Origin of the sequence: Serratia sp. 14-2641 (assembly GCF_001692375.1) — a bacterium.
Lineage (GTDB): Bacteria > Pseudomonadota > Gammaproteobacteria > Enterobacterales > Enterobacteriaceae > Chania > Chania fonticola_C.
This window is the reverse complement of record NZ_LXKR01000101.1, coordinates 1-20,389: the sequence shown is the minus strand read 5'-3', so window position 1 is coordinate 20,389 and position 20,389 is coordinate 1. Positions and strand designations below refer to the sequence as shown.

22 protein-coding genes and 1 other annotated feature are annotated in these 20,389 nt (G+C 52.9%); of the genes, 11 read left to right on the top strand and 11 right to left on the bottom strand.

Annotation, left to right across the window (positions count from 1 at the left end; genetic code table 11):
* Positions 1-26: 26 nt before the first annotated feature.
* Complete coding sequence (locus A6U95_RS28445) at positions 27-821, bottom strand: inner membrane protein YpjD (protein WP_024530732.1); 795 nt, start codon at positions 819-821, stop codon at positions 27-29.
* 166 nt (positions 822-987) lie between these two features.
* Between A6U95_RS28445 and ffh the strand changes: the two genes are divergently transcribed.
* From ffh to A6U95_RS28415, 6 genes are all read left to right on the top strand, one after another.
* On the top strand, positions 988-2,349 hold the full coding sequence (ffh, locus tag A6U95_RS28440; RefSeq protein WP_021182183.1) for a signal recognition particle protein: 1,362 nt from the start codon (positions 988-990) through the stop codon (positions 2,347-2,349).
* Between the two features lie 214 nt (positions 2,350-2,563).
* Positions 2,564-2,812 carry a 30S ribosomal protein S16 gene (rpsP, locus tag A6U95_RS28435; protein ID WP_004932501.1) on the top strand — a complete coding sequence of 83 codons (249 nt, stop codon included), beginning with the start codon at positions 2,564-2,566 and terminating at the stop codon, positions 2,810-2,812.
* A gap of 18 nt (positions 2,813-2,830) precedes the next feature.
* Positions 2,831-3,379, top strand: a complete 549-nt coding sequence (rimM, locus tag A6U95_RS28430) for a ribosome maturation factor RimM (RefSeq protein ID WP_021182184.1) — start codon at positions 2,831-2,833, stop codon at positions 3,377-3,379.
* Between the two features lie 52 nt (positions 3,380-3,431).
* Entirely contained in the window at positions 3,432-4,175 is a 744-nt protein-coding gene (trmD, locus tag A6U95_RS28425; protein WP_021182185.1) for a tRNA (guanosine(37)-N1)-methyltransferase TrmD, read from the top strand.
* A 77-nt stretch (positions 4,176-4,252) separates the two neighbouring features.
* Positions 4,253-4,609: a 50S ribosomal protein L19 gene (rplS, locus tag A6U95_RS28420; RefSeq protein WP_024485183.1), complete on the top strand. Its 357-nt coding sequence runs from the start codon at positions 4,253-4,255 to the stop codon at positions 4,607-4,609.
* Positions 4,610-4,802: 193 nt separating this feature from the next.
* Positions 4,803-5,183: a VOC family protein gene (locus A6U95_RS28415; RefSeq protein WP_065686945.1), complete on the top strand. Its 381-nt coding sequence runs from the start codon at positions 4,803-4,805 to the stop codon at positions 5,181-5,183.
* Here the strand turns inward: A6U95_RS28415 and A6U95_RS28410 are convergent.
* The 6 genes from A6U95_RS28410 to A6U95_RS28385 all read right to left on the bottom strand — a co-directional run bounded on the left by A6U95_RS28410 (position 5,180) and on the right by A6U95_RS28385 (position 9,576).
* On the bottom strand, positions 5,180-5,827 hold the full coding sequence (locus A6U95_RS28410; RefSeq protein ID WP_065686944.1) for a helix-turn-helix domain-containing protein: 648 nt from the start codon (positions 5,825-5,827) through the stop codon (positions 5,180-5,182). The two genes, A6U95_RS28415 and A6U95_RS28410, sit on opposite strands and share 4 nt — an antisense overlap.
* A 121-nt stretch (positions 5,828-5,948) precedes the next feature.
* Positions 5,949-6,167, bottom strand: coding sequence for an ogr/Delta-like zinc finger family protein (locus A6U95_RS28405; RefSeq protein ID WP_025120391.1), 219 nt, complete (start codon positions 6,165-6,167; stop codon positions 5,949-5,951).
* Positions 6,168-6,225: 58 nt separating this feature from the next.
* The gene (locus A6U95_RS28400; RefSeq protein WP_065686943.1) at positions 6,226-6,780 is read right to left on the bottom strand and encodes a lysozyme; all 555 of its coding nucleotides are present in this window, start codon (positions 6,778-6,780) and stop codon (positions 6,226-6,228) included.
* Complete coding sequence (locus tag A6U95_RS28395) at positions 6,764-6,982, bottom strand: holin (protein WP_021808134.1); 219 nt, start codon at positions 6,980-6,982, stop codon at positions 6,764-6,766. Before A6U95_RS28395 ends, A6U95_RS28400 begins: the two co-directional genes overlap by 17 nt.
* A 279-nt stretch (positions 6,983-7,261) precedes the next feature.
* Positions 7,262-8,026, bottom strand: a complete 765-nt coding sequence (locus tag A6U95_RS28390) for a DUF481 domain-containing protein (RefSeq protein WP_065686942.1) — start codon at positions 8,024-8,026, stop codon at positions 7,262-7,264.
* 203 nt (positions 8,027-8,229) lie between these two features.
* A complete protein-coding gene (locus tag A6U95_RS28385; RefSeq protein WP_021182193.1) occupies positions 8,230-9,576 on the bottom strand; it encodes an anaerobic C4-dicarboxylate transporter in 1,347 nt (448 codons plus the stop codon).
* A gap of 663 nt (positions 9,577-10,239) precedes the next feature.
* On the opposite strand from A6U95_RS28385, the gene A6U95_RS28380 reads away from it, so the two are divergent.
* Both A6U95_RS28380 and tyrA read left to right on the top strand, forming a co-directional pair.
* On the top strand, positions 10,240-11,313 hold the full coding sequence (locus A6U95_RS28380; RefSeq protein WP_065686941.1) for a 3-deoxy-7-phosphoheptulonate synthase: 1,074 nt from the start codon (positions 10,240-10,242) through the stop codon (positions 11,311-11,313).
* A gap of 6 nt (positions 11,314-11,319) precedes the next feature.
* Positions 11,320-12,441, top strand: coding sequence for a bifunctional chorismate mutase/prephenate dehydrogenase (tyrA, locus tag A6U95_RS28375; protein ID WP_065686940.1), 1,122 nt, complete (start codon positions 11,320-11,322; stop codon positions 12,439-12,441).
* A gap of 39 nt (positions 12,442-12,480) precedes the next feature.
* Here tyrA and pheA read toward each other — a convergent pair whose 3' ends face one another.
* The 4 genes from pheA to bamD form a co-directional block, all read right to left on the bottom strand.
* Positions 12,481-13,638 carry a bifunctional chorismate mutase/prephenate dehydratase gene (gene pheA, locus A6U95_RS28370; RefSeq protein ID WP_065686939.1) on the bottom strand — a complete coding sequence of 386 codons (1,158 nt, stop codon included), beginning with the start codon at positions 13,636-13,638 and terminating at the stop codon, positions 12,481-12,483.
* Positions 13,639-13,722: 84 nt separating this feature from the next.
* Positions 13,723-13,848: a sequence feature (Phe leader region), on the bottom strand.
* Positions 13,800-13,847, bottom strand: coding sequence for a pheA operon leader peptide PheL (gene pheL / locus A6U95_RS31340; protein WP_192958309.1), 48 nt, complete (start codon positions 13,845-13,847; stop codon positions 13,800-13,802). (Overlaps the previous feature by 48 nt.)
* A gap of 124 nt (positions 13,849-13,972) precedes the next feature.
* Complete coding sequence (gene raiA / locus A6U95_RS28365; RefSeq protein WP_021182197.1) at positions 13,973-14,317, bottom strand: ribosome-associated translation inhibitor RaiA; 345 nt, start codon at positions 14,315-14,317, stop codon at positions 13,973-13,975.
* Between the two features lie 312 nt (positions 14,318-14,629).
* Positions 14,630-15,361 carry an outer membrane protein assembly factor BamD gene (bamD, locus tag A6U95_RS28360; RefSeq protein ID WP_021808131.1) on the bottom strand — a complete coding sequence of 244 codons (732 nt, stop codon included), beginning with the start codon at positions 15,359-15,361 and terminating at the stop codon, positions 14,630-14,632.
* A 132-nt stretch (positions 15,362-15,493) separates the two neighbouring features.
* Here bamD and rluD point away from each other — a divergent pair, with 132 nt between their 5' ends.
* The 3 genes from rluD (at position 15,494) to clpB (ending at position 19,906) form a co-directional block, all read left to right on the top strand.
* Positions 15,494-16,471, top strand: coding sequence for a 23S rRNA pseudouridine(1911/1915/1917) synthase RluD (rluD, locus tag A6U95_RS28355; RefSeq protein WP_065686938.1), 978 nt, complete (start codon positions 15,494-15,496; stop codon positions 16,469-16,471).
* Positions 16,471-17,202 carry a purine nucleoside phosphorylase YfiH gene (gene yfiH, locus A6U95_RS28350; RefSeq protein ID WP_065686937.1) on the top strand — a complete coding sequence of 244 codons (732 nt, stop codon included), beginning with the start codon at positions 16,471-16,473 and terminating at the stop codon, positions 17,200-17,202. The genes rluD and yfiH overlap by 1 nt, the downstream gene beginning before the upstream one ends.
* A 130-nt stretch (positions 17,203-17,332) precedes the next feature.
* Positions 17,333-19,906 carry an ATP-dependent chaperone ClpB gene (gene clpB, locus A6U95_RS28345; protein WP_021808129.1) on the top strand — a complete coding sequence of 858 codons (2,574 nt, stop codon included), beginning with the start codon at positions 17,333-17,335 and terminating at the stop codon, positions 19,904-19,906.
* The last annotated feature ends 483 nt before the right edge of the window (positions 19,907-20,389 follow it).

Sequence of the window (20,389 nt, the reverse complement as noted above, 5' to 3'; positions counted from 1 at the left end):
CGGGGCGATGGAGCGCCAGGCCAGACTTAGCGCACCATCATCAGTTCCTGGAGCAGGCGGCTCCCGAAGTAGGCCATGGTAAGCAGAAAAGAGCCGGCAAAGCTGAACCAGACCACGCGGCGGCCACGCCAGCCCTCGTGATAATGGCCCCACAGCAGCACGATATAAACAAACCACGCCATGATGGACAGCACGGCCTTATGCACGTTCTCTTTGCTAAACAGGTTGTCCATATACAGCAGGCCGGTACACAGCGTCAGCGTCAGCAGCACCACACCGATCTGGGTGATATGAAACATCTTACGCTCAATACTCATCAGCGGCGGCATATCGGCACTGAAACTGAGTTTTTTATGTTTCAACAGGTAATCAAGCCAGGCGAGTTGCAGGGCGTACAGCGTGGCAATAATCAGGGTGGAGTAGGAGAACAGCGCCAGGCCGATATGCACCATCAACTCCGGGCTGGCTTCCAGATGGGTGATAAACTCCCCAGGCAGAAAGCTGGCAAACGCCAGGTTAATCATTGCAAAGCTGTAGACGATTGGCAGCAGGAACCAGCCGCGATCGCGGGAGGCGACGTAGGTCATCACCGAACAGATAATCAGGCCAACGATGGAGCCGATGTTTAGCAGGCTGAGATTTTGCCCGGCGCTGACGTCAAAAATGCGCTGCTGAAGGGCAATGGCATGGCAGACCAGCGCCACCACGGCCGAGACCAGCGCCAGCCGACGGTATGCGCTATTCTTCCGCAACAAACTGGGAATGATCAGTCCAAGGCTGAGCAGGTAGGCCATCAAAGCCACAAGAGAGAATACTGGCATAGCGTTATTTAGCATCGGCATGGTTAATTGGAATGCCAGTATAACGTTGAGCGGCCCCTACTCCAACCAATCTCCAACGCTGAGGCAGAGATCGTTGTAGCAACGTGTTATAATCGCCGCAATTGTGTCGCCACTGCGGCCTGACTCTTACGTTGAGCATGAGACGATGTTTGAAAATTTAACCGATCGATTGTCGCGCACCCTGCGCAATATCAGCGGCCGCGGGCGGCTGACCGAAGAGAACATTAAAGAAACCCTGCGTGAAGTGCGTATGGCATTGCTGGAAGCGGACGTTGCGCTGCCGGTCGTGCGTGACTTCATCAACCGTGTGAAAGAGAGCGCGGTTGGGCATGAAGTTAACAAAAGCCTGACGCCGGGCCAGGAATTCGTCAAAATCGTCAAGAGCGAGCTGATTGCCGCGATGGGCGAAGTGAACACCGAGCTGAACCTGGCGGCGCAGCCACCGGCGGTGGTGCTGATGGCGGGCCTGCAAGGTGCGGGTAAAACCACCAGCGTGGCCAAGCTCGGCAAGTTCCTGAAAGAAAAGCAGAAGAAAAAAGTCTTGGTGGTTTCTGCCGACGTGTATCGCCCTGCGGCGATCCGGCAGTTGGAAACCCTGGCGGAAGGCGTCGGCATCGACTTCTTCCCGTCAGACGTTAAAGAAAAACCGATCGACATCGTTAACCGTGCGCTGCAACAGGCCAAGCTGAAGTTCTACGACGTGCTGATCGTCGATACCGCGGGCCGCTTGCACGTAGATGAAGCGATGATGGACGAAATCAAACAGGTACATGCGGCGATCAAGCCGGTGGAAACCCTGTTTGTGGTCGACGCCATGACCGGCCAGGATGCGGCCAACACCGCCAAGGCCTTTAACGAAGCGCTGCCGTTGACCGGCGTAGTGTTGACCAAGGTCGATGGTGATGCGCGCGGTGGTGCGGCGTTGTCTATTCGCCACATTACTGGCAAACCGATCAAATTCCTCGGTGTGGGTGAGAAAACCGACGCGCTGGAGCCATTCCATCCGGATCGCGTGGCCTCACGTATTCTCGGCATGGGCGACGTGCTGTCGCTGATCGAAGATATCGAGAGCAAAGTTGACCGCGCACAGGCGGAAAAACTGGCTAGCAAGCTGAAGAAGGGCGACGGTTTCGATCTGACCGACTTCCTCGACCAGCTTAAGCAGATGCGTAATATGGGCGGTATGGCCAGCATGCTGAGCAAACTGCCGGGCGCTGGCCAACTGCCAGACAACGTCAAATCGCAGATGGATGACAAAGTGCTGGTACGCATGGAGGCGATCATTAACTCAATGACGCTGAAAGAGCGTGCCAAGCCGGAAATTATCAAGGGGTCACGCAAACGTCGTATTGCGATGGGCTCCGGCATGCAGGTGCAGGATGTTAATCGGTTGTTAAAACAATTCGACGATATGCAGCGCATGATGAAAAAGATGAAAAAAGGCGGAATGGCGAAGATGATGCGCGGCATGAAAGGTATGATGCCGCCGGGCTTCCCAGGCCGTTAAAACCACGCCGCAGCAAGGCTGTGGCGGGTTTGCCGATTTACCGATCACGGTAAAACCTGTCCGAGAGTGTGATGGTGCAAAAACGAATTACCGGCAATCTACGCTTTAGATTGCTTTTTGCGCCAAAATGAGTAAAATTTTCGGGCTTTTTATATTGCAACCGGGCCCCGTCCCTCAATGGGGCCCGGCTGTTTTATTAACTAAAGAGGATGTTATGGTAACAATTCGTTTGGCACGTGGCGGCGCTAAAAAGCGTCCGTTCTATCAAGTAGTAGTGACCGACAGCCGCAATGCTCGTGATGGTCGTTTCATCGAGCGTGTAGGTTTCTTCAACCCAATCGCATCTGGTCAGGCTGAAGCACTGCGTCTGGACCTGGATCGCATTGAGCACTGGGTTGGTCTGGGTGCTACCGTTTCTGATCGCGTTCACGCGCTGATCAAAGACGCTAAGAAAGCAGCTTAATCTGTCGCGGTGGTGGCAATGAGCAAGCAACTCAAACCGGTAGCACCTAAGCAGCCGATTGTACTCGGTAAGATGGGGTCTACTTACGGCATCCGTGGTTGGCTCAGAGTGTTTTCATCCACCGAGAACGCCGAAAGCATATTTGACTATCAGCCCTGGTTAATCCAGCGCTCTGGTCAGTGGCAGTTTGTCGAGTTGGAAGACTGGAAACGCCACAGTCAGGATCTGATCATCAAGGTCAAAGGCATTGACGATCGGGATGCTGCGAATTTACTGACCAATTGCGAGATTGTCGTAGATTCCGAGCAGTTGCCTCCGCTGGAAGGCGATGATTACTACTGGAAAGACCTTATGGGCTGCCAGGTAGTCACCACTTCCGGATACGAACTGGGTAAAGTCATCGATATGATGGAAACCGGTTCTAACGACGTAATGGTCGTGCGGGCAAACCTGAAAGATGCATTCGGTATGAAGGAGCGGTTGGTCCCGTTTCTTCATGGGCAGGTTATCAAGAAAGTCGATCTCGCCGCCAAGATTATCGAGGCTGAGTGGGATCCTGGTTTTTGACCTCCGGATTTAATGGTCGAAGCAAGTGGAATAACAAAATGGGGATTGGCTGGTGTTCATTGGTATCGTAAGCCTGTTTCCTGAGATGTTTCGCGCAATCACCGATTACGGGGTAACTAGCCGGGCAGTAAAAAATGGCCTGCTGAGCGTGCAGTGTTGGAGTCCGCGTGACTTCACCTACGACCGGCATCGTACCGTGGACGATCGCCCTTATGGCGGCGGCCCGGGAATGCTGATGATGGTGCAACCCTTGCGGGAAGCTATTCATGCAGCAAAAGCAGCGGCAGGCGAGGGAGCAAAGGTGATTTATCTGTCACCTCAGGGGCGCAAGCTGGATCAAACCGGTGTGCGCGAACTGGCGGCTAACCAGAAGATGATCCTGGTGTGTGGCCGTTACGAAGGGATAGACGAGCGCGTGATCCAAACCGAAATTGACGAAGAATGGTCAATCGGCGATTACGTTCTCAGCGGCGGTGAACTACCGGCAATGACCCTGATCGATTCGGTCGCCCGCTTTATACCGGGTGTTCTGGGCCATCAGGCTTCGGCAGAAGAAGATTCTTTCGCTGAGGGATTGCTGGACTGCCCGCACTATACCCGCCCGGAGGTGTTAGAAGGGATGGAGGTTCCGCCAGTTTTACTGTCGGGCAACCATGCCGAGATACGTCGCTGGCGCTTAAAGCAGTCGCTGGGCCGTACCTGGCTTAGAAGACCTGAACTTCTAGAAAGCCTAGCTCTGACTGACGAGCAAGAGGTGTTGCTGGCCGAGTTCCAACGGGAACATCGGGCTAAGTAACAGGACTATGAAGGGAACGTCTGAGCGTTGTCTCGACGAGACCGATATATCAGTTTACCTAGGGTAAGAGACATATTATGAGCAACATTATTAAGCAAATTGAACAAGAGCAGATGAAGCAAGACGTACCTGCATTCCGTCCGGGTGATTCCGTGGAAGTGAAGGTATGGGTCGTTGAAGGTACCAAAAAACGTCTGCAGGCATTCGAGGGCGTGGTTATCGCTATTCGTAACCGCGGTCTGCACTCTGCATTCACTGTTCGTAAGATTTCCAACGGCGAAGGTGTTGAGCGTGTATTCCAGACTCACTCCCCAGTAATCGACAGCATTACTGTTAAACGTCGTGGTGCCGTTCGTCAAGCCAAACTGTACTACCTGCGTGAACGTACTGGTAAGTCTGCTCGTATCAAAGAGCGTCTGAACCGCGTTAACTAACGCTGCATCCAAAAGTTAATAGTTATAAGGGGGTTACCGTCATGGTAATCCCCTTTTTTTATGGTGCGGGGGAATAGCGTTGCGGTTTGACGATGATGGCCACACTCGTTAACTCGTCTGTCGTATTTATCCAATACGCGGGAAGGCGGATTTGTGAAACTACCGCCACTGACCACTGAATGGAGCGCCTGCAATGCAATTTGCCTATACGATTTTATATGTTGATAACGTGCAGAAAACGATGGATTTCTATCATCGAGCCTTTGGCTTTGAGATCCATTGTTTGCATGAAAGCGGGGACTGGGGAGAATTGGCTACCGGTGCCACGCGGCTGTCATTTTGCTCAAGAGAGTTGCTGGCTGGGCAGGGCAAAAAGAGCGCTAAAAGTGATTATCATCATCCGGTGTTTGAAATTGCCTTCACTACCGACGATGTGCCGAAAGCGCTGAAAACAGCGTTGGCTGCCGGTGCGGTACTGGTGGAAGATATTCAGCACATGCCCTGGGGGCAAACGATATGCTACGTGGCAGATCCAGAGCATAACCTCGTCGAGATTTGTTCTGCAATGGCTTAATCGTAGCCTTCACCAAACGCCTGTTGCCAATGGGGACTGATACGGAATGCAGCAGGCGTGATCCCTAGCCAGTGTTGGAACTCCCTGTTCATGTGCGATTGATCACAATAGCCACCGTTCAGTGCGATTTCTGTCAGGGAGACACGATCGCAGGCAGTTAGCACTGATGCAGTTCTTCTCATCCGTAATAGACGAAGCCAGAATAACGGGTTCTTGCCGGTTTTGTTCTTCACCAGTCGTTCCAGAGTACGAACGCTGATCCCCAACTCCTGGCTTGCCTGAGTCAGAGAGTTGGCAAGCCGTAACGACTGCAATGTTTCGGCAAGCTGCGTATCCACACGCACGGTATCGTGAATGATGGACCGTAATGTTGGATGGTCCGGTGTTAATCGGCAAGCGTTGAGGTAATGGAATAACTTGCCCTCATCGATAACACAATCTGGCTGAAACCGGAAACCCTCATAATGGTCCCCTGCAGCGCTTTCCACGCCATAGGCACAGGTGTCGATCTCAGTGATCTTCATCTGCTGTTGCCCATTCCTGTCCGTCAGAAAAATTAAATCCCGACAGCCATCAGGAACAACAATTTGCCGTGTCATTTTTGGCGAATGAAAACTCCAGTGTTCCAAGACCAGTTGTTGCATTTGATCTCCTTATCATCTCAAAGACCCGGATTTCCAAAGCTTACCATCTATTTCCTCTGGTTGGATTATCGTTATTCTGGTGAAACCAAGGGATTACCAGATGGTAACCCCCCTTTTTTCATTACATCGCGGCGGCGCGCTGTTTGCCTTCTTGTGGGTGAGGCTGCGCCGGAATGATGTCGCCGGGTGAAACGATGACCCGGGCCACGGATTCATGGGTGGCAAAGGTACAGCTGCAATTAATGTTACGGCATTGGTGATAGCGTTCTTTGGTCGATTCACTCAGATAACGGCTGGAGCGAGTGTGTGCCACGCTACCGCACAGTGGACAATGCATCATAGAGACCCCCTCTTGATAAAACGGTGAAAAACTATTCGTCAGCAATGCTCGAAAAAAGTTACTGAGCGAGCTGTTCTTTCCCTGGGAAACTTGTGGTGTTCGGCGTGCTGAGACCCTTTAGACACAGATCACGTTCGGCGGCCCTGCGGCGTTCCAGCCCGCGGTTTTTGACGCCATTGACATAAATCCAGCGCGGTAACTGATCGCAAGCCTGCTGCCATTGGCCATGGTTAAGGAAATAAACCAGGGTCGAGCGACAGGCGGCCCCCGTACCGACGTTAAAGGCAAACGCCATGACGGCATCATAAGTGGCCTGGGGCATCTGCTGTGGCAGGCATGCCGCCATGCGGCTCTCTACCCGGCGGATATCTTCCATCAGGTTTTCCGCCGCTTGCACTGGCGTGATGGACTTACCTGGAATAACGCCAGCCGTATGGCCGACACCTTGCGTCCAAACCCCTGCTGCGCATTGATACGGGGTTAACTGGCACCCCTCAAAATCGGCAATCAGATACAGCCCTTGTTCGGAAGTTTTAATTTGATTGGCCTGCGGCAACAGCATGGCGATCGCCAGAATGGCCAGGGCGCTGCAACGCTTAACGATTGAGTTCATCAAAAAGTCTCCGTGCTGCCGCATCGCGTTCGATGCTTTTGAGGATCTCCAGACTCTTGCGTCTGTAGTACCAATTAACCAGGAAGGTGCCGATCCCTACGGCCGCGCCGATCAGAAAGGCCACATCCTGCGGTGAGAGCTTGCCAAGCCAGGCGAGAAACAGCGCTGCGGAGTAGGTAATGAATGAGGTTAATCTCTCCATCCTATTAACCCCACATCTGCTGTCGCAGCGGATTGTTTTGTAGGATAACGCGACGGTCGGCCACGATAAGCGGGTCGATACTGGCCTCATTTGCCGGGTTTATCATGGTTTTTACCTTAGCAATAATTACTGTATATGCATACAGTATTAATCAAAATGCTAAAGTCGTCAAGCAAGGATAGGACTATTTTTAGCAAATTAGCCAATACGGGAATGGGCATAAAAAAAGCCCATTAATTATGGGCTTAGAGAAGGACTGCGCGGAGCTGTAAGACGAGATTACAAACCGTACACCAGCGTGACTGAAGTCGTGGTATCGGTATTTTTCGGCGCCGAGGCAGGTGGTTTGGTGTTGTAGACCACCGTGTAGGCCAGCCGTAGGGCGAAGTCGTTATTGATGGCGACGTTTAACGCGGTTTCGGAGTTAACGGTGGTTTCGTCGTTCGCCAAAGCGGACAGGCCTTCGGATAGGCGGGCCGTGTCTGTCAGCCTGTAGGAATAGTTGGCTGCGCCATAGGCCAGGGCGCGAGTGGTGCGGCCACCGCCGTGGTATTCATCATGGCGAACGCCTGGGCCGAATTCGACACGCAGGTCCTGGCGTGGGTCGCTAAAGATCTGGCGCCCGTAACCTCCGGTCAGCGTAGAGCGTGAATCGTAACCGTTGTAACGATCGTTCAACCAGCCAACCTGGCCAAACATATAATTACGAGCCGTCAGATTATAACGGGTACGGCCACCGGCCTGGTATTTCTCCGAGGAGCGTACGTTGGAAGAGGTGGTGTTGTTCGCCGAGCCCCACAGGCTGTAAGCCGTATCGCTGTTAAACCAGGTCATGGTGGTGTTGGCCAACAGGGTTGAGTTCTGTGTGTTGCCGGACTGGGCGTTATAGCCAGCTTGAACATTACCATCAAACGGCTTCTTGGCGGTGGCCGGATCGTCCATCGCGGTGAAGAGGGTATTATCGGCTAATACGGAAACACTGGTGAAGGCGGTCAAGCAGCTAAAGAACAGCGGAATGGCGCGATGAGCGCGTAAAGAGAGCATTTTGGATCCAGTAGTTAAGTGTGATTATAAGTGATAGCGGTCACATTATATCGATTCGCCGAGGGGACAAAAATAGGCCTGGTTAGCTTATGTTTTTAGTTTAAACAGGGGACTTATGCACTTTTCGTCTAGTGATACCGGTGGCTTTTTGCGGGGGTGTTAACAGTGGCAACGGGGATAGCCCGTTGCCGGCAGAAATGCGATTAAAGGAAGGTCATCACCAGCAGATAACCGGTGATGCAGGAGCACAGCACGCCGATCAGGCCAGGGATGATGAAGCTGTGGTTAATGATGAATTTACCGATGCGAGTGGTGCCAGAGCGGTCAAAACCGATGCAGGCCAGATCGCTTGGGTAAGTGGGCAACACGAAGTAACCATAGGCCGCCGGGAAGAAGGCCAGCAACATTTTAGGTTCGACACCTAACTGCAAGGCCATTGGTGCAACGGCGGCCAGGGCAGCGGCCTGGCTGTTAACCAGTTTGGAAACCAGGAACAAGACGATGGCGTAAGTCCAGGGCTGGCTTTTCACCACGTCTTCCAGCACCACCTTCAACTCTCCCATATGTGCCTGGAAGAAGGTATCACTCATCCATGCCACACCGAATACCGAGAAGATGGCGACCATTCCCGCTTTGAACACGGCACCGTTGGCGATATCACTAGGTTTGACTTTACAGCCCATCAGGATCACGGCACCGGCGATCAGCATCATCATCTGGATCACCAGATTCATCGACAGCGGTTTCAATACGCCCTTGGCATCGGCAAAGGAAGGACGCAGATCGGCAAAGGCACCGAGCATGACCACGATAGCGATAGCGCCGAAGAAGATCAGCGTTGACCAGTAAGCCTGCTTGGGAAATGTTTGATTGAGCAGGGTTTCAGTACCGCCATAGATATAGGCTCGCTGCTCCGGATCTTGGATCCTGGCCTGAAAATCCGCATCCTTATCCAGATCTTTGCCGCGGCGCAGGCTCCACAATGCCGCCATCAATACGCCGACCAACGAAGCCGGGATCGAAACGGCCAGGATCTCCAGCAGCGAGTAGGCCTTGCCGATCCCATGACCGGCCGCAATGATCGAAACCAGTGATACCACAGCCACGGAAACCGGGGATGCGGTGATGGCCATCTGCGAGGCGACAGAGGCGACGGCCATAGGGCGCTCTGGGCGGATCCCTTTTTTGATGGCGATGTCAGAAATGATCGGGAACATGGTGTAGACCACGTGACCGGTACCGCACAGGAAGGTCAGCGTCCAGGTGGTAAAGGGGGCGAGTAAGGTGATGTGTTGTGGGTGGCGGCGCAGTAGCCGCTCGGCATATTGCATCATGACATTCAGACCGCCAGCGGTTTGTAACACCGAGGCACAGCCGATCACCGCTAAAATGGTGAGCATGACATCTACAGGAGGTTTGCCTGGTTCCAAACCGAATATAAAGCACAGCAGAAATAAGCCAATACCACTTATTAAGCCTAACCCCATACCGCCAAATCGGGTGCCGACTAATAGGCAGATAATAATAATTGCGAATTGCAATGTGATCATGAGAGTCCCTTGTCAGAAAGAAAAAACTGCTAACGCTCATCGCTCCTCAATGCAGGCGGTACGGGCTCTGTCTTCGCAGAGTAACCCTAAAGAGGTGTGAGCGATTTATGCCATAGTTATTTATTTGGCGAGGGATAACTGTGAGATCCCGCAATATTTATTCAATAGAGTGACTATTATTTCTGATATAGATTCAAATGAATAAAGAATGAAAATCAATTGCCAGTTAAATGTATGACAATTGTTTTATAGTTGTTTAATTTGGCTATGGATGGGACGGGCTTGCCAAGGAACTTGTTACCTGCGCGGCGTGGCATGCAGCGTTTCTACACGCAGAGGAAGTTGTTTTTTGAACTCATGAGGGGCAATGAACAACCCACTTTAGTGTTCAATTTTATTTACATTGCGTAGTTTTTAGGGGGGCTTCTGTTGGTGGTTCTTCGTTATGTTATATTGCGCGATCAATTTTTTTATAAAATAAAACAATGACTTAATCTTATTCTTGTTTCCTGTGGCCGGTGATTGTCTTTCCTGTTTATGATGGTAATTTTTTATTTACAGCAAATGGATTGAAAACTTTACAAGGAGTGGTTAAGGTAGCACCTGTAACGCTCGATGTTTTAATTACGCACACGCATAACGGCAAACGACAGGAATAGCATCATGCAAAAAGACGCGCTCAACAACGTACATATCAGTGCAGAACAGGTTCTGATCACCCCGGAAGAACTGAAGAACCAGTTCCCACTCAGTGCCAACGATGAAACGGAAATCGCTACGGCCCGCCAGACCATTGCCAATATCCTTAAAGGGCAAGATCACCGTCTGCTGGTGGTCTGTGGGCCATGTTCGATCCACGATCCTGATGCCGCGCTGGATTACGCGCGCCGTCTGAAAACCCTGTCGGCTGAATTGAGCGATCAGCTGTATATCGTTATGCGCGTCTATTTTGAAAAACCAAGAACCACCGTCGGCTGGAAAGGCCTGATCAACGATCCGTATATGGATGGATCCTTTGATGTAGAAGCGGGGTTGCACATTGCGCGTCGCCTGCTGTTGGATCTGGTCGGTATGGGCCTGCCGTTGGCGACCGAAGCGTTGGATCCGAACAGCCCGCAATACCTGGGCGATCTGTTCAGCTGGTCGGCGATCGGTGCGCGTACTACAGAGTCTCAGACGCACCGCGAAATGGCTTCCGGCCTTTCAATGCCGGTGGGCTTCAAAAACGGTACGGACGGTAGCCTGGGTACGGCTATCAACGCGATGCGCGCTGCATCCATGGCGCACCGGTTTGTCGGTATCAATCAGGCTGGCCAGGTTTGCCTGCTGCAAACCCAGGGTAACCCAGACGGCCATGTGATCCTGCGCGGCGGTAAAACGCCTAACTACAGCGCTGAGCACGTTGCCGCCTGCGAAAAACAGATGCAGGACGCGGGACTCCATCCGTCCTTGATGATAGATTGCAGCCATGGCAACTCAAATAAAGACTATCGCCGTCAGCCAGCGGTTGCCGAATCCGTAGTTGAGCAGATCAGAGCGGGTAACCGTTCGATTACCGGCATCATGCTGGAAAGCAATCTGCACGAGGGCAGCCAGTCTTCTGAACAGCCGCGTGTGGATATGCGCTACGGCGTATCGGTGACCGATGCCTGCATCAACTGGGAAAGCACGGAGACGCTGCTGCGCCAAATGCATCAGGATCTCGGCGCTGCGCTGATGGCACGCACTGGAGAGTAGTGAGTTATGGTGGCTGAACTGACCGCATTGCGCGATCAAATTGACGAAGTGGATAAAGCGCTGCTTGCCCTGTTGGCGAAACGCCTGGAGCTGGTAGCGGAAGTAGGGGAAGTCAAAAGCCACTACGGTTTACCGGTTTACGTACCTGAGCGCGAGGCGGCAATGCTGGCCTCTCGCCGCCAGGAAGCGGAAAGCCTCGGCGTTCCACCAGATTTGATCGAAGACGTGCTGCGCCGCGTGATGCGCGAATCCTACACCAGTGAGAACGATAAAGGCTTCAAAACGCTGTGCCCACAGCTGCGCCCTATCGTCATTATTGGCGGTAATGGCCAGATGGGCCGCCTGTTTAACCGGTTGCTGACGCTGTCGGGTTATCAGGTCAAAGTGTTGGATCAAGAGGATTGGCCGCAGGCGGATAGCCTGCTGGCGGATGCCGGGATGGTGATTGTCAGCGTGCCGATCCATATCACCGAGCAGGTAATCGCCCAACTGCCGCCGCTGCCGCAGGACTGTATTCTGGTCGATCTGGCTTCAGTGAAGAACCGGCCGTTACAGGCGATGCTGGCCGTACACAGCGGCCCGGTATTGGGGTTACACCCGATGTTTGGCCCGGATGTTGGCAGCGTGGCCAAACAGGTAGTGGTGTACTGCGATGGCCGTCAGCCGGAGGCCTACCAGTGGCTGCTGGAGCAGTTGCAGGTTTGGGGCGCGCGTTTGCATCGTATCAGCGCCGTCGAACACGATCAGAACATGGCCTTTATCCAGGCGCTGCGCCACTTTGCTACTTTTGCTTACGGCCTGCATCTGGCTGAAGAGAACGTACAGCTGGAGCAGTTGCTGGCGCTCTCTTCGCCGATCTATCGGCTGGAGCTGGCGATGGTGGGGCGGCTATTTGCTCAGGATCCGCAGCTGTACGCCGATATCATCATGTCTTCGGAAGACAACATTCATCTGATCAAACGCTACTATCAGCGCTTTGGTGAGGCGATCAAGCTACTGGAACAGGGCGACAAGCAGGCCTTTATTCAAAGCTTCCAGAAGGTGGAGCACTGGTTTGGTGATTATGCCCAGCGCTTCCTGGTTGAGAGCCGTTCTTTGCTGCGTCAGGCGAACGATAGCCGTCAATAGATGAAAAAGGGTTCGGCATAGCCGAACCCTTTTTGCTACTTAAGACGGATTGACCGGCACCACGTTTTCGCTTGGATAGCAGCCCAGCACTTTCAGCGAGCGGGTAATCGGTGTCAGCCCTTTCAACGCCTTCTCCATCGCGACAGAACGCAGGTTAGCCTGCACATCAATGTAAAACATCTCTTCCCACGGGTTACCGTTGATTGGGCGTGATTCCAGCTTGGTCATGATGATGCCATTGTCACGTAGCACCAACAGGGCTTCCACCAGAGCACCGGATTGTTGACCGGTGGCCATGATCAGCGTGGTTTTGGCCGGAACCTGCTCAGAAACCTCAATCGCCTTACGCGCCAGAATAATGAAGCGAGTGATGTTCTGCTGCTGATTTGCCAGGTTATGTTCCAGCACTTGCAGGTTGTACAGCGCACCACCGGCCTCGCTGCCCAACGCCGCAGCTTTTGGTGAGTTCAGCTTGGCGACCTTCTCCATCGCGGCGGCGGTGCTTTCGCAATACTCAATCTTCCAGTGGGGATAGCGGTTCAAATACTGGCTGCACTGCTGGAAAGGTTGCGGGTGGCTATAAACGGTTTCGATCTGCTGCAGATCGGTGTCGTTGGCTACCAGCACGCAGTGATCGATCGGCAAGGTTAGTTCACCCACGATCGACAGGCTGGTATGTTGCAGCAGGTCGTACACATCGTTGATCGATCCGGAGCTGGTGTTCTCGATCGGCAAAATGGCGTAATCCGCCTGGCCGGTTTCCACCTGGGTAAAGATGTCCTGGAATTTCTGACAGCCGCATTCGATAAGCTGATCAAAATGGCGAGCGGCGTACTGGCGGGCGGCCAGATGTGAGTAAGAACCTTTTGGACCCAGGAAGGCAATGCGCGCGGAATGTTGGCTAGTCTGGTTAAGCTGGTGCTGCAACAGGGCCTGCTGGGTCAGCACGGAGTCTTCGATAATCAGCTGGAACAGGCGGGTGACGTAAAAGCCATCGAGGTCATAAGGTTTGGCCGCGCTGATCAAGGCGTCCAACAGATCGCGCTCACGCTCTTTATCGCGGATCGGGCGGTGCGAATGCAGTTTGGTTTTGCCCACCTCTACCGCCAGTTCACGGCGCTCTGCCAGCAGGGCCAGCAATTTCATATCCAGTGCGCTGATGCGTTCGCGCAGCACGAGTAACGGGTTATCAGTCATAATCAGCTTTGCCTTGTATTCTTCTAATCCCGTCGTCTTGCAAGCCGCAGCTTGAAGCCCAGCGGGGCGGGTTGTCAAATAGCCATAAAAAAAGCCCCCTGTTTGAGGAGGCTTGGTTGTTCGTCTTCGCATTCTTTCTCACACGACGAAACGCCTCCCAATCAGGGGAAGGTAAAAAAGAATGCGAAGAAAAACGGTTTACGGCTCATGGTGTTCCAAAATGTGTGTAAATCAGGGTTTAAAGTAACCGCTGGCTTTTCACTGTGTCAATAGAAACCGGCAGACAAAAAACGCGCCCTCGGGCGCGTTTGATGTGAAACAATCACTTGCAGAGTTATTCCTCTTCTTCCTGCGTGATTACCGGAGCCAGGTCTTTCACGCTGGCATAAGCGCGGCGTGCTTCGCTCTTGTGTTGTACCTTGTTCAGCTGACGCTCAAGTTTGGCAATCAGGTCATTCACGGCGGTATACATGTCTTCATGTTTGGCGCTGGCAACCAGCGGACCGTTAGGCGTGGTAATGGTAGCGTCGACGGCAAACCCTTTAGGTTCTTTAGATAAGACAATGTGTGGGTTGATCAGCTGCGCCTGCCACTTTTCCAGTTTACTGAGACGGTCTTCGACATGATTACGGATTGCGGGGGTGATATCCATTTGTTTGCTGGTAATGTTGAGTGTCATATAACTTACCTCTCTGTCTTTCCGTCTTGGATAGATTCAGCATACCGCTCTTTTTGCCGAAATGCGTGATGTAAAACACAAATTTTTGTCACTTTTTGCAAAGTTAGTTCAATCTGTGATTTAGCGTCTGAAACCGCCATCTAACACTTGAGTCTTGGCAGCAGAACGCGCATTATCGATAAGTTAACCGGTGGTAAAGCCTTGCTAACACCGTGTTTTTGCTTGTGTATTCATCCTGAAAATGGACGAATTTGCAGCAAATGAAAACGGCAGCCGAAGCTGCCGTTTTGTTTTTCTGCCCATCTCAAAGACTCAAGACGCGTTAGCGGCGATGATTTTCGCTACCTTGTCGGCCTGAGCATTCAATTGCAACTGGCGATAGGCGTTTTCCATCAGCGGCAGTGCATCGCGGGTCGCTTTGGTATCTGGGAATTCACGCATCATCTGCTCAACGCGATTAACTACCGCGACGTAAGCGCCACGTTTAGTGTAGTATTCCGCCACTGAGAGCTCGTACTTGGATAGACGGTCCTTCAGGAATACCAGACGCTTGTAGGCATCGGTCGCGTATTGGCTGTTCGGATACTGCTGGATCAGCTGGCTGAAGTCGCGGAATGCGGCGCGGGCATGCTGTGGATCGCGGTCAGAACGGTCAACCCCGAAGAAGCCTTGCAGTGCACTGTCATCCAACGCCATATCTGTCAGACCGCGCATGTACATGACGTAGTCAATGTTCGGATGCGTTGGGTTCAGGCGCATAAAGCGATCGATAGAGGCCTGTGCCAAAGGTAAATCGGCAGATTTATAGTAGGCATAAATCAGATCCAATTGGACCTGCTGAGAGTACGGCCCGAATGGATAGCGGTTATCTAACGCTTCGAGTTGCGTAATCGCGCCCTTAAAGTTACCGTCCTGCAGTTTTTGCTGGGCAGTAGCATAGATTTCCGAAGGCGGGCTGTCGGGAACCGTATCCTTGGATGTGGAGCAACCTGCCAGCGCCAGGCTCAACGTGGCTGCCGCCACCAGATATTTCATACGCGTCATGACGTTTAGATTATCCTCAGGGTGTTATTTTGGGAGACTGTCCGTTAAGCTCCCGACAAAAGACCAGTTACAATAGCACATTATATTAAACGGCATCGCCGTGAAAACCCAACGTTAACGAAGAAGCTGCATATGGCACAACAAGTACAACTCACCGCAACGGTGGCCGAAACTCAACTCGGACAACGTTTAGATCAGGCTTTGGCCGAATTGTTCCCTGATTATTCAAGATCTCGCATAAAAGAATGGATCCTGGAAGACAGGGTACAGGTCAATGGCAAAACGATAAACAAGCCGAAAGAGAAGGTACTGGGGGGAGAGACGGTCGCCATTGATGCACAGATTGAAGAAGAGGCCCGTTGGGAACCGCAAGACATCCCGCTGGATATCGTCTATGAAGACGCCGATATTCTGGTGATCAACAAGCCTCGCGGTCTGGTGGTGCACCCAGGTGCGGGTAATCCGGATGGGACGGTGCTTAATGCATTGTTACATTATTTCCCGGAGATTGCCGACGTACCGCGTGCCGGTATCGTTCACCGTTTGGACAAAGATACCACCGGCCTGATGGTGGTTGCCAAAACCGTTCCAGCGCAAACCCGTCTGGTAGAGGCATTGCAGGAGCGTGAGATCACCCGTGAATATGAAGCGGTGGCGATCGGCACCATGACCGCGGGTGGCACGGTGGAGCAACCTATTGCCCGCCACTCCACCAAACGTACTCACATGGCCGTGCACCCAATGGGCAAACCTGCGGTGACTCATTACCGCATTATGGAACATTTCCGCGCCCATACCCGTTTGCGCTTGCGCCTGGAAACCGGCCGTACGCACCAGATCCGTGTGCATATGGCGTATATCGACCATCCGCTGGTGGGCGATCAACTCTACGGTGGCCGTCCACGTCCGCCAAAAGGGGCATCAGAGGCCTTTATCAACACGTTGCGCGGCTTTGACCGTCAGGCACTGCATGCAACTATGTTGCGCCTGTATCATCCGATCAGCGGTATCCAGATGGAATGGCATGCGCCAATCCCACAGGATATGGTCGATCTGATCAACGCGCTGAAGCTCGATACCGAAGAATTCAAAGATCAGATGGATTGGTAATGAGTTCGCTGATTGTACCCGATTGGCCGTTGCCTGCAGGGGTAACAGCCTGCAGCTCCACTCGTCATGGCGGTGTCAGCCTTCCTCCCTATGACTCACTGAACCTCGGTGAGCATGTTGGTGATGATGCACAGGCCGTGGCGCGTAACCGCCAATGCCTGGTAACGGCGGCTGGCTTGCCGCAGATGCCACTGTGGCTGGAGCAGGTACATGGCACTCGTGTACTGACGCTTGATGGCCAAACGCCTGAAGATTTGCGCGCCGATGCGGTTTACAGCAATGTGGCCGGATTGGTCTGCGCGGTGATGACGGCGGATTGCCTGCCGGTGCTGTTTGCTTCACAAGCAGGTGATGAAGTTGCCGCCGCGCATGCCGGTTGGCGTGGCTTATGTCATGGCGTGCTGGAAAATACCGTGGCGCGCTTTGCTGCGGCACCAGAAAACATCACTGCCTGGCTAGGCCCGGCGATCGGCCCAAACCGGTTCGAAGTTGGGGCTGAAGTGCGTGCGGCATTTATGGATATTGATAGCGCCGCCGCTGCCGCTTTTACTCCCCATGGTGAAAAATTCCTCGCAGACCTCTATCTTTTGGCTCGCCAGCGCCTTCAACGTGCTGGTATTTTCGCCATTTATGGCGGTAATCGTTGCACAATGAACGAAATGAGTCATTTTTTCTCCTATCGGCGCGACGGAACAACCGGACGTATGGCAAGTTTGATCTGGGTGAGATAACCTACTGCCCTAGGACGATCCACTGATGCATGACGTTGTACTCATAATATAGTGTCGAGATAACCTTGAAAATTTGAGGGATGACCTCATTTAATCTCCAGTAGCAATTTTGACCTACATTGGAGGTGTTATGCGTCTGGATCGTCTTACTAACAAATTCCAGCTTGCCCTCGCCGATGCCCAATCTTTGGCCCTTGGGCGCGACAATCAATTTATTGAACCGTTACATCTGATGAGCGCCCTGCTCAATCAGGATGGGGGCACGGTTCGCCCATTACTGACTTCTGCCGGGATTGATGCTGCGCGAGTGCGTACCGACATCGATCAGGCATTGTCTCGTCTGCCACAGGTTGAAGGTACCGGTGGGGATGTTCAACCCTCACATGAACTGGTACGCGTCCTCAACCTTTGCGACAAGCTGGCGCAAAAGCGGGCAGACAAGTTTATTTCATCCGAACTGTTTGTGCTGGCGGTGCTTGAAGATCGCGGTAATTTGACCGATCTGCTGAAAGCTGCCGGTGCCACAGCGGACAAAATAGCCAAAGCCATTGAGCAAATGCGGGGAGGAGACAGCGTGGATGACCAAGGTGCTGAAGATCAGCGTCAGGCTCTGAAAAAATACACTATCGATCTCACTGAGCGTGCGGAACAGGGCAAGCTTGACCCGGTGATTGGCCGTGATGAAGAGATCCGCCGCACCATTCAGGTGCTGCAACGCCGTACCAAAAACAACCCGGTACTGATTGGTGAGCCTGGTGTCGGTAAAACCGCCATCGTTGAAGGCTTGGCTCAGCGCATTATCAACGGTGAAGTTCCCGAAGGGCTGAAGCATAAACGTGTGCTTTCCCTGGATATGGGCGCGTTGATTGCCGGGGCGAAATACCGGGGCGAATTTGAAGAACGCCTGAAGGCGGTGCTGAGCGATCTTTCCAAACAGGAAGGCAGCGTCATCCTGTTCATCGATGAGCTGCATACCATGGTGGGTGCCGGTAAAGCCGATGGCGCGATGGATGCTGGCAACATGCTCAAACCCGCGCTTGCCCGTGGGGAACTGCACTGCGTAGGGGCGACCACGCTAAACGAGTATCGCCAATATATAGAGAAGGATGCTGCGCTGGAGCGCCGCTTCCAGAAAGTCTATGTCGCGGAACCGAGCGTGGAAGACACCATCGCCATCTTGCGTGGCCTGAAAGAACGCTATGAGCTGCATCACCACGTGCAGATCACGGACCCGGCGATCGTAGCGGCGGCAACGCTATCGCACCGCTATGTTTCCGACCGTCAGTTGCCGGATAAGGCCATCGACCTGATCGATGAGGCCGCCTCCAGCATTCGTATGCAGATGGACTCTAAACCGGAATCGCTCGATCGCTTGGAGCGCCGCATCATCCAGTTGAAACTGGAAGAGCAGGCACTGAACAAGGAATCGGATGACGCCAGCAAGAAACGCCTGGAAATGCTGAGTAGCGAGCTGGAGCAGAAAGAGCGCGAATACTCAGAACTGGAAGAAGAGTGGAAAGCGGAAAAGGCTTCGCTGTCTGGTACCCAGAATATCAAGGCGGAACTGGAACAGGCCAAGATCACGCTGGAGCAGGCGCGCCGCGTAGGTGACCTTGGGCGCATGTCTGAACTGCAGTATGGCAAAATCCCTGAGCTGGAAAAACAGCTTGAGGCGGCCACGCAGGCAGAAGGCAAGACCATGAAGCTGCTGCGTAACCGCGTTACCGACGCCGAAATCGCTGAAGTATTGGCGAAAGCGACCGGTATCCCGGTAGCCAGAATGCTGGAAGGTGAGCGCGACAAACTGCTGCGTCTTGAGCAGGAACTGCACTCACGGGTGATTGGCCAGGATGAAGCGGTGAACGCGGTGTCCAATGCTATTCGCCGTAGCCGTGCCGGCCTTTCCGATCCTAACCGGCCGATCGGTTCATTCCTGTTCCTGGGGCCTACCGGGGTGGGTAAAACCGAACTGTGTAAGGCGTTGGCTGGGTTCCTGTTCGACAGTGATGACGCGATGGTGCGTATCGACATGTCCGAGTTTATGGAGAAACACTCCGTATCGCGGCTGGTGGGTGCGCCTCCAGGTTATGTTGGTTATGAAGAGGGCGGTTATCTGACAGAAGCGGTGCGCCGTCGTCCGTATTCAGTGATCCTGCTGGATGAAGTGGAAAAAGCGCACCCAGACGTGTTCAACATCCTGTTGCAGGTGTTGGATGACGGACGTCTGACAGACGGACAAGGTCGTACCGTTGATTTCCGTAATACCGTGGTGATCATGACCTCTAACCTGGGTTCCGATCTGATCCAGGAGCATTTCGGTCAGATGAGCTATCCACAGATGAAGGAATCGGTCATGGAGATGGTGAGCCAACATTTCCGTCCGGAATTCATCAACCGTATCGACGAAGTGGTGGTGTTCCATCCGCTCGGCCAGAAACATATCGCGCAGATTGCCAAGATCCAGTTGGCACGTCTGTACCAGCGTCTGGAAGAGCGCGGCTACGAAGTCAGCATCACGGAACCAGCCTTGGAGCTGTTGGGCAAAACGGGTTACGACCCTGTGTATGGTGCGCGGCCGTTGAAACGCGCTATCCAGCAGGAAATCGAAAACCCGCTGGCACAGCAAATCTTGTCTGGCAAGTTGATCCCAGGCAAACCGGTGACGCTGGACGTGGAAAACGACCATATCGTTGCCAAGCAATAAAAGTAGCTGTTGGTAGCTATATAGAAGGGGGCGGTTTTTACCGCCCCCTTTTCTTTGGCTTTAGCCTGGTTGACGGGTTTTCTTCGAGCAAAACTCTTAAAACCGTCCTTTTTTGCTCAATAAATACCCATGAATGACGTTTTGGCTGGTTTTTTGAACGCTTGAAAAGTTTTTTGAATTTAGGGGTTGCGCCCTTCTGAGAACTCCCTATAATGCGCCTCCACTGACCGGGAACAACGACTCCTCTAACGAGAACCAGTCGCCCAGCCAGGAAGAAGCAACCCGGTGAAAACACCGCGTCTCGTAAGAGAAAAAGGTTGACTCTTCAGCGGGAAAGCGTAATATGCACCTCCCGCGTTACCAAGAAATATCACGGTAACGAACGCTCTTTAACAATTTATCAGACAATCTGTGTGGGCACTCACAAGACGATATCCAGCTACTTCGGTAGCAAAAAAATATCAAGTCTTGAAGAGTGACCAA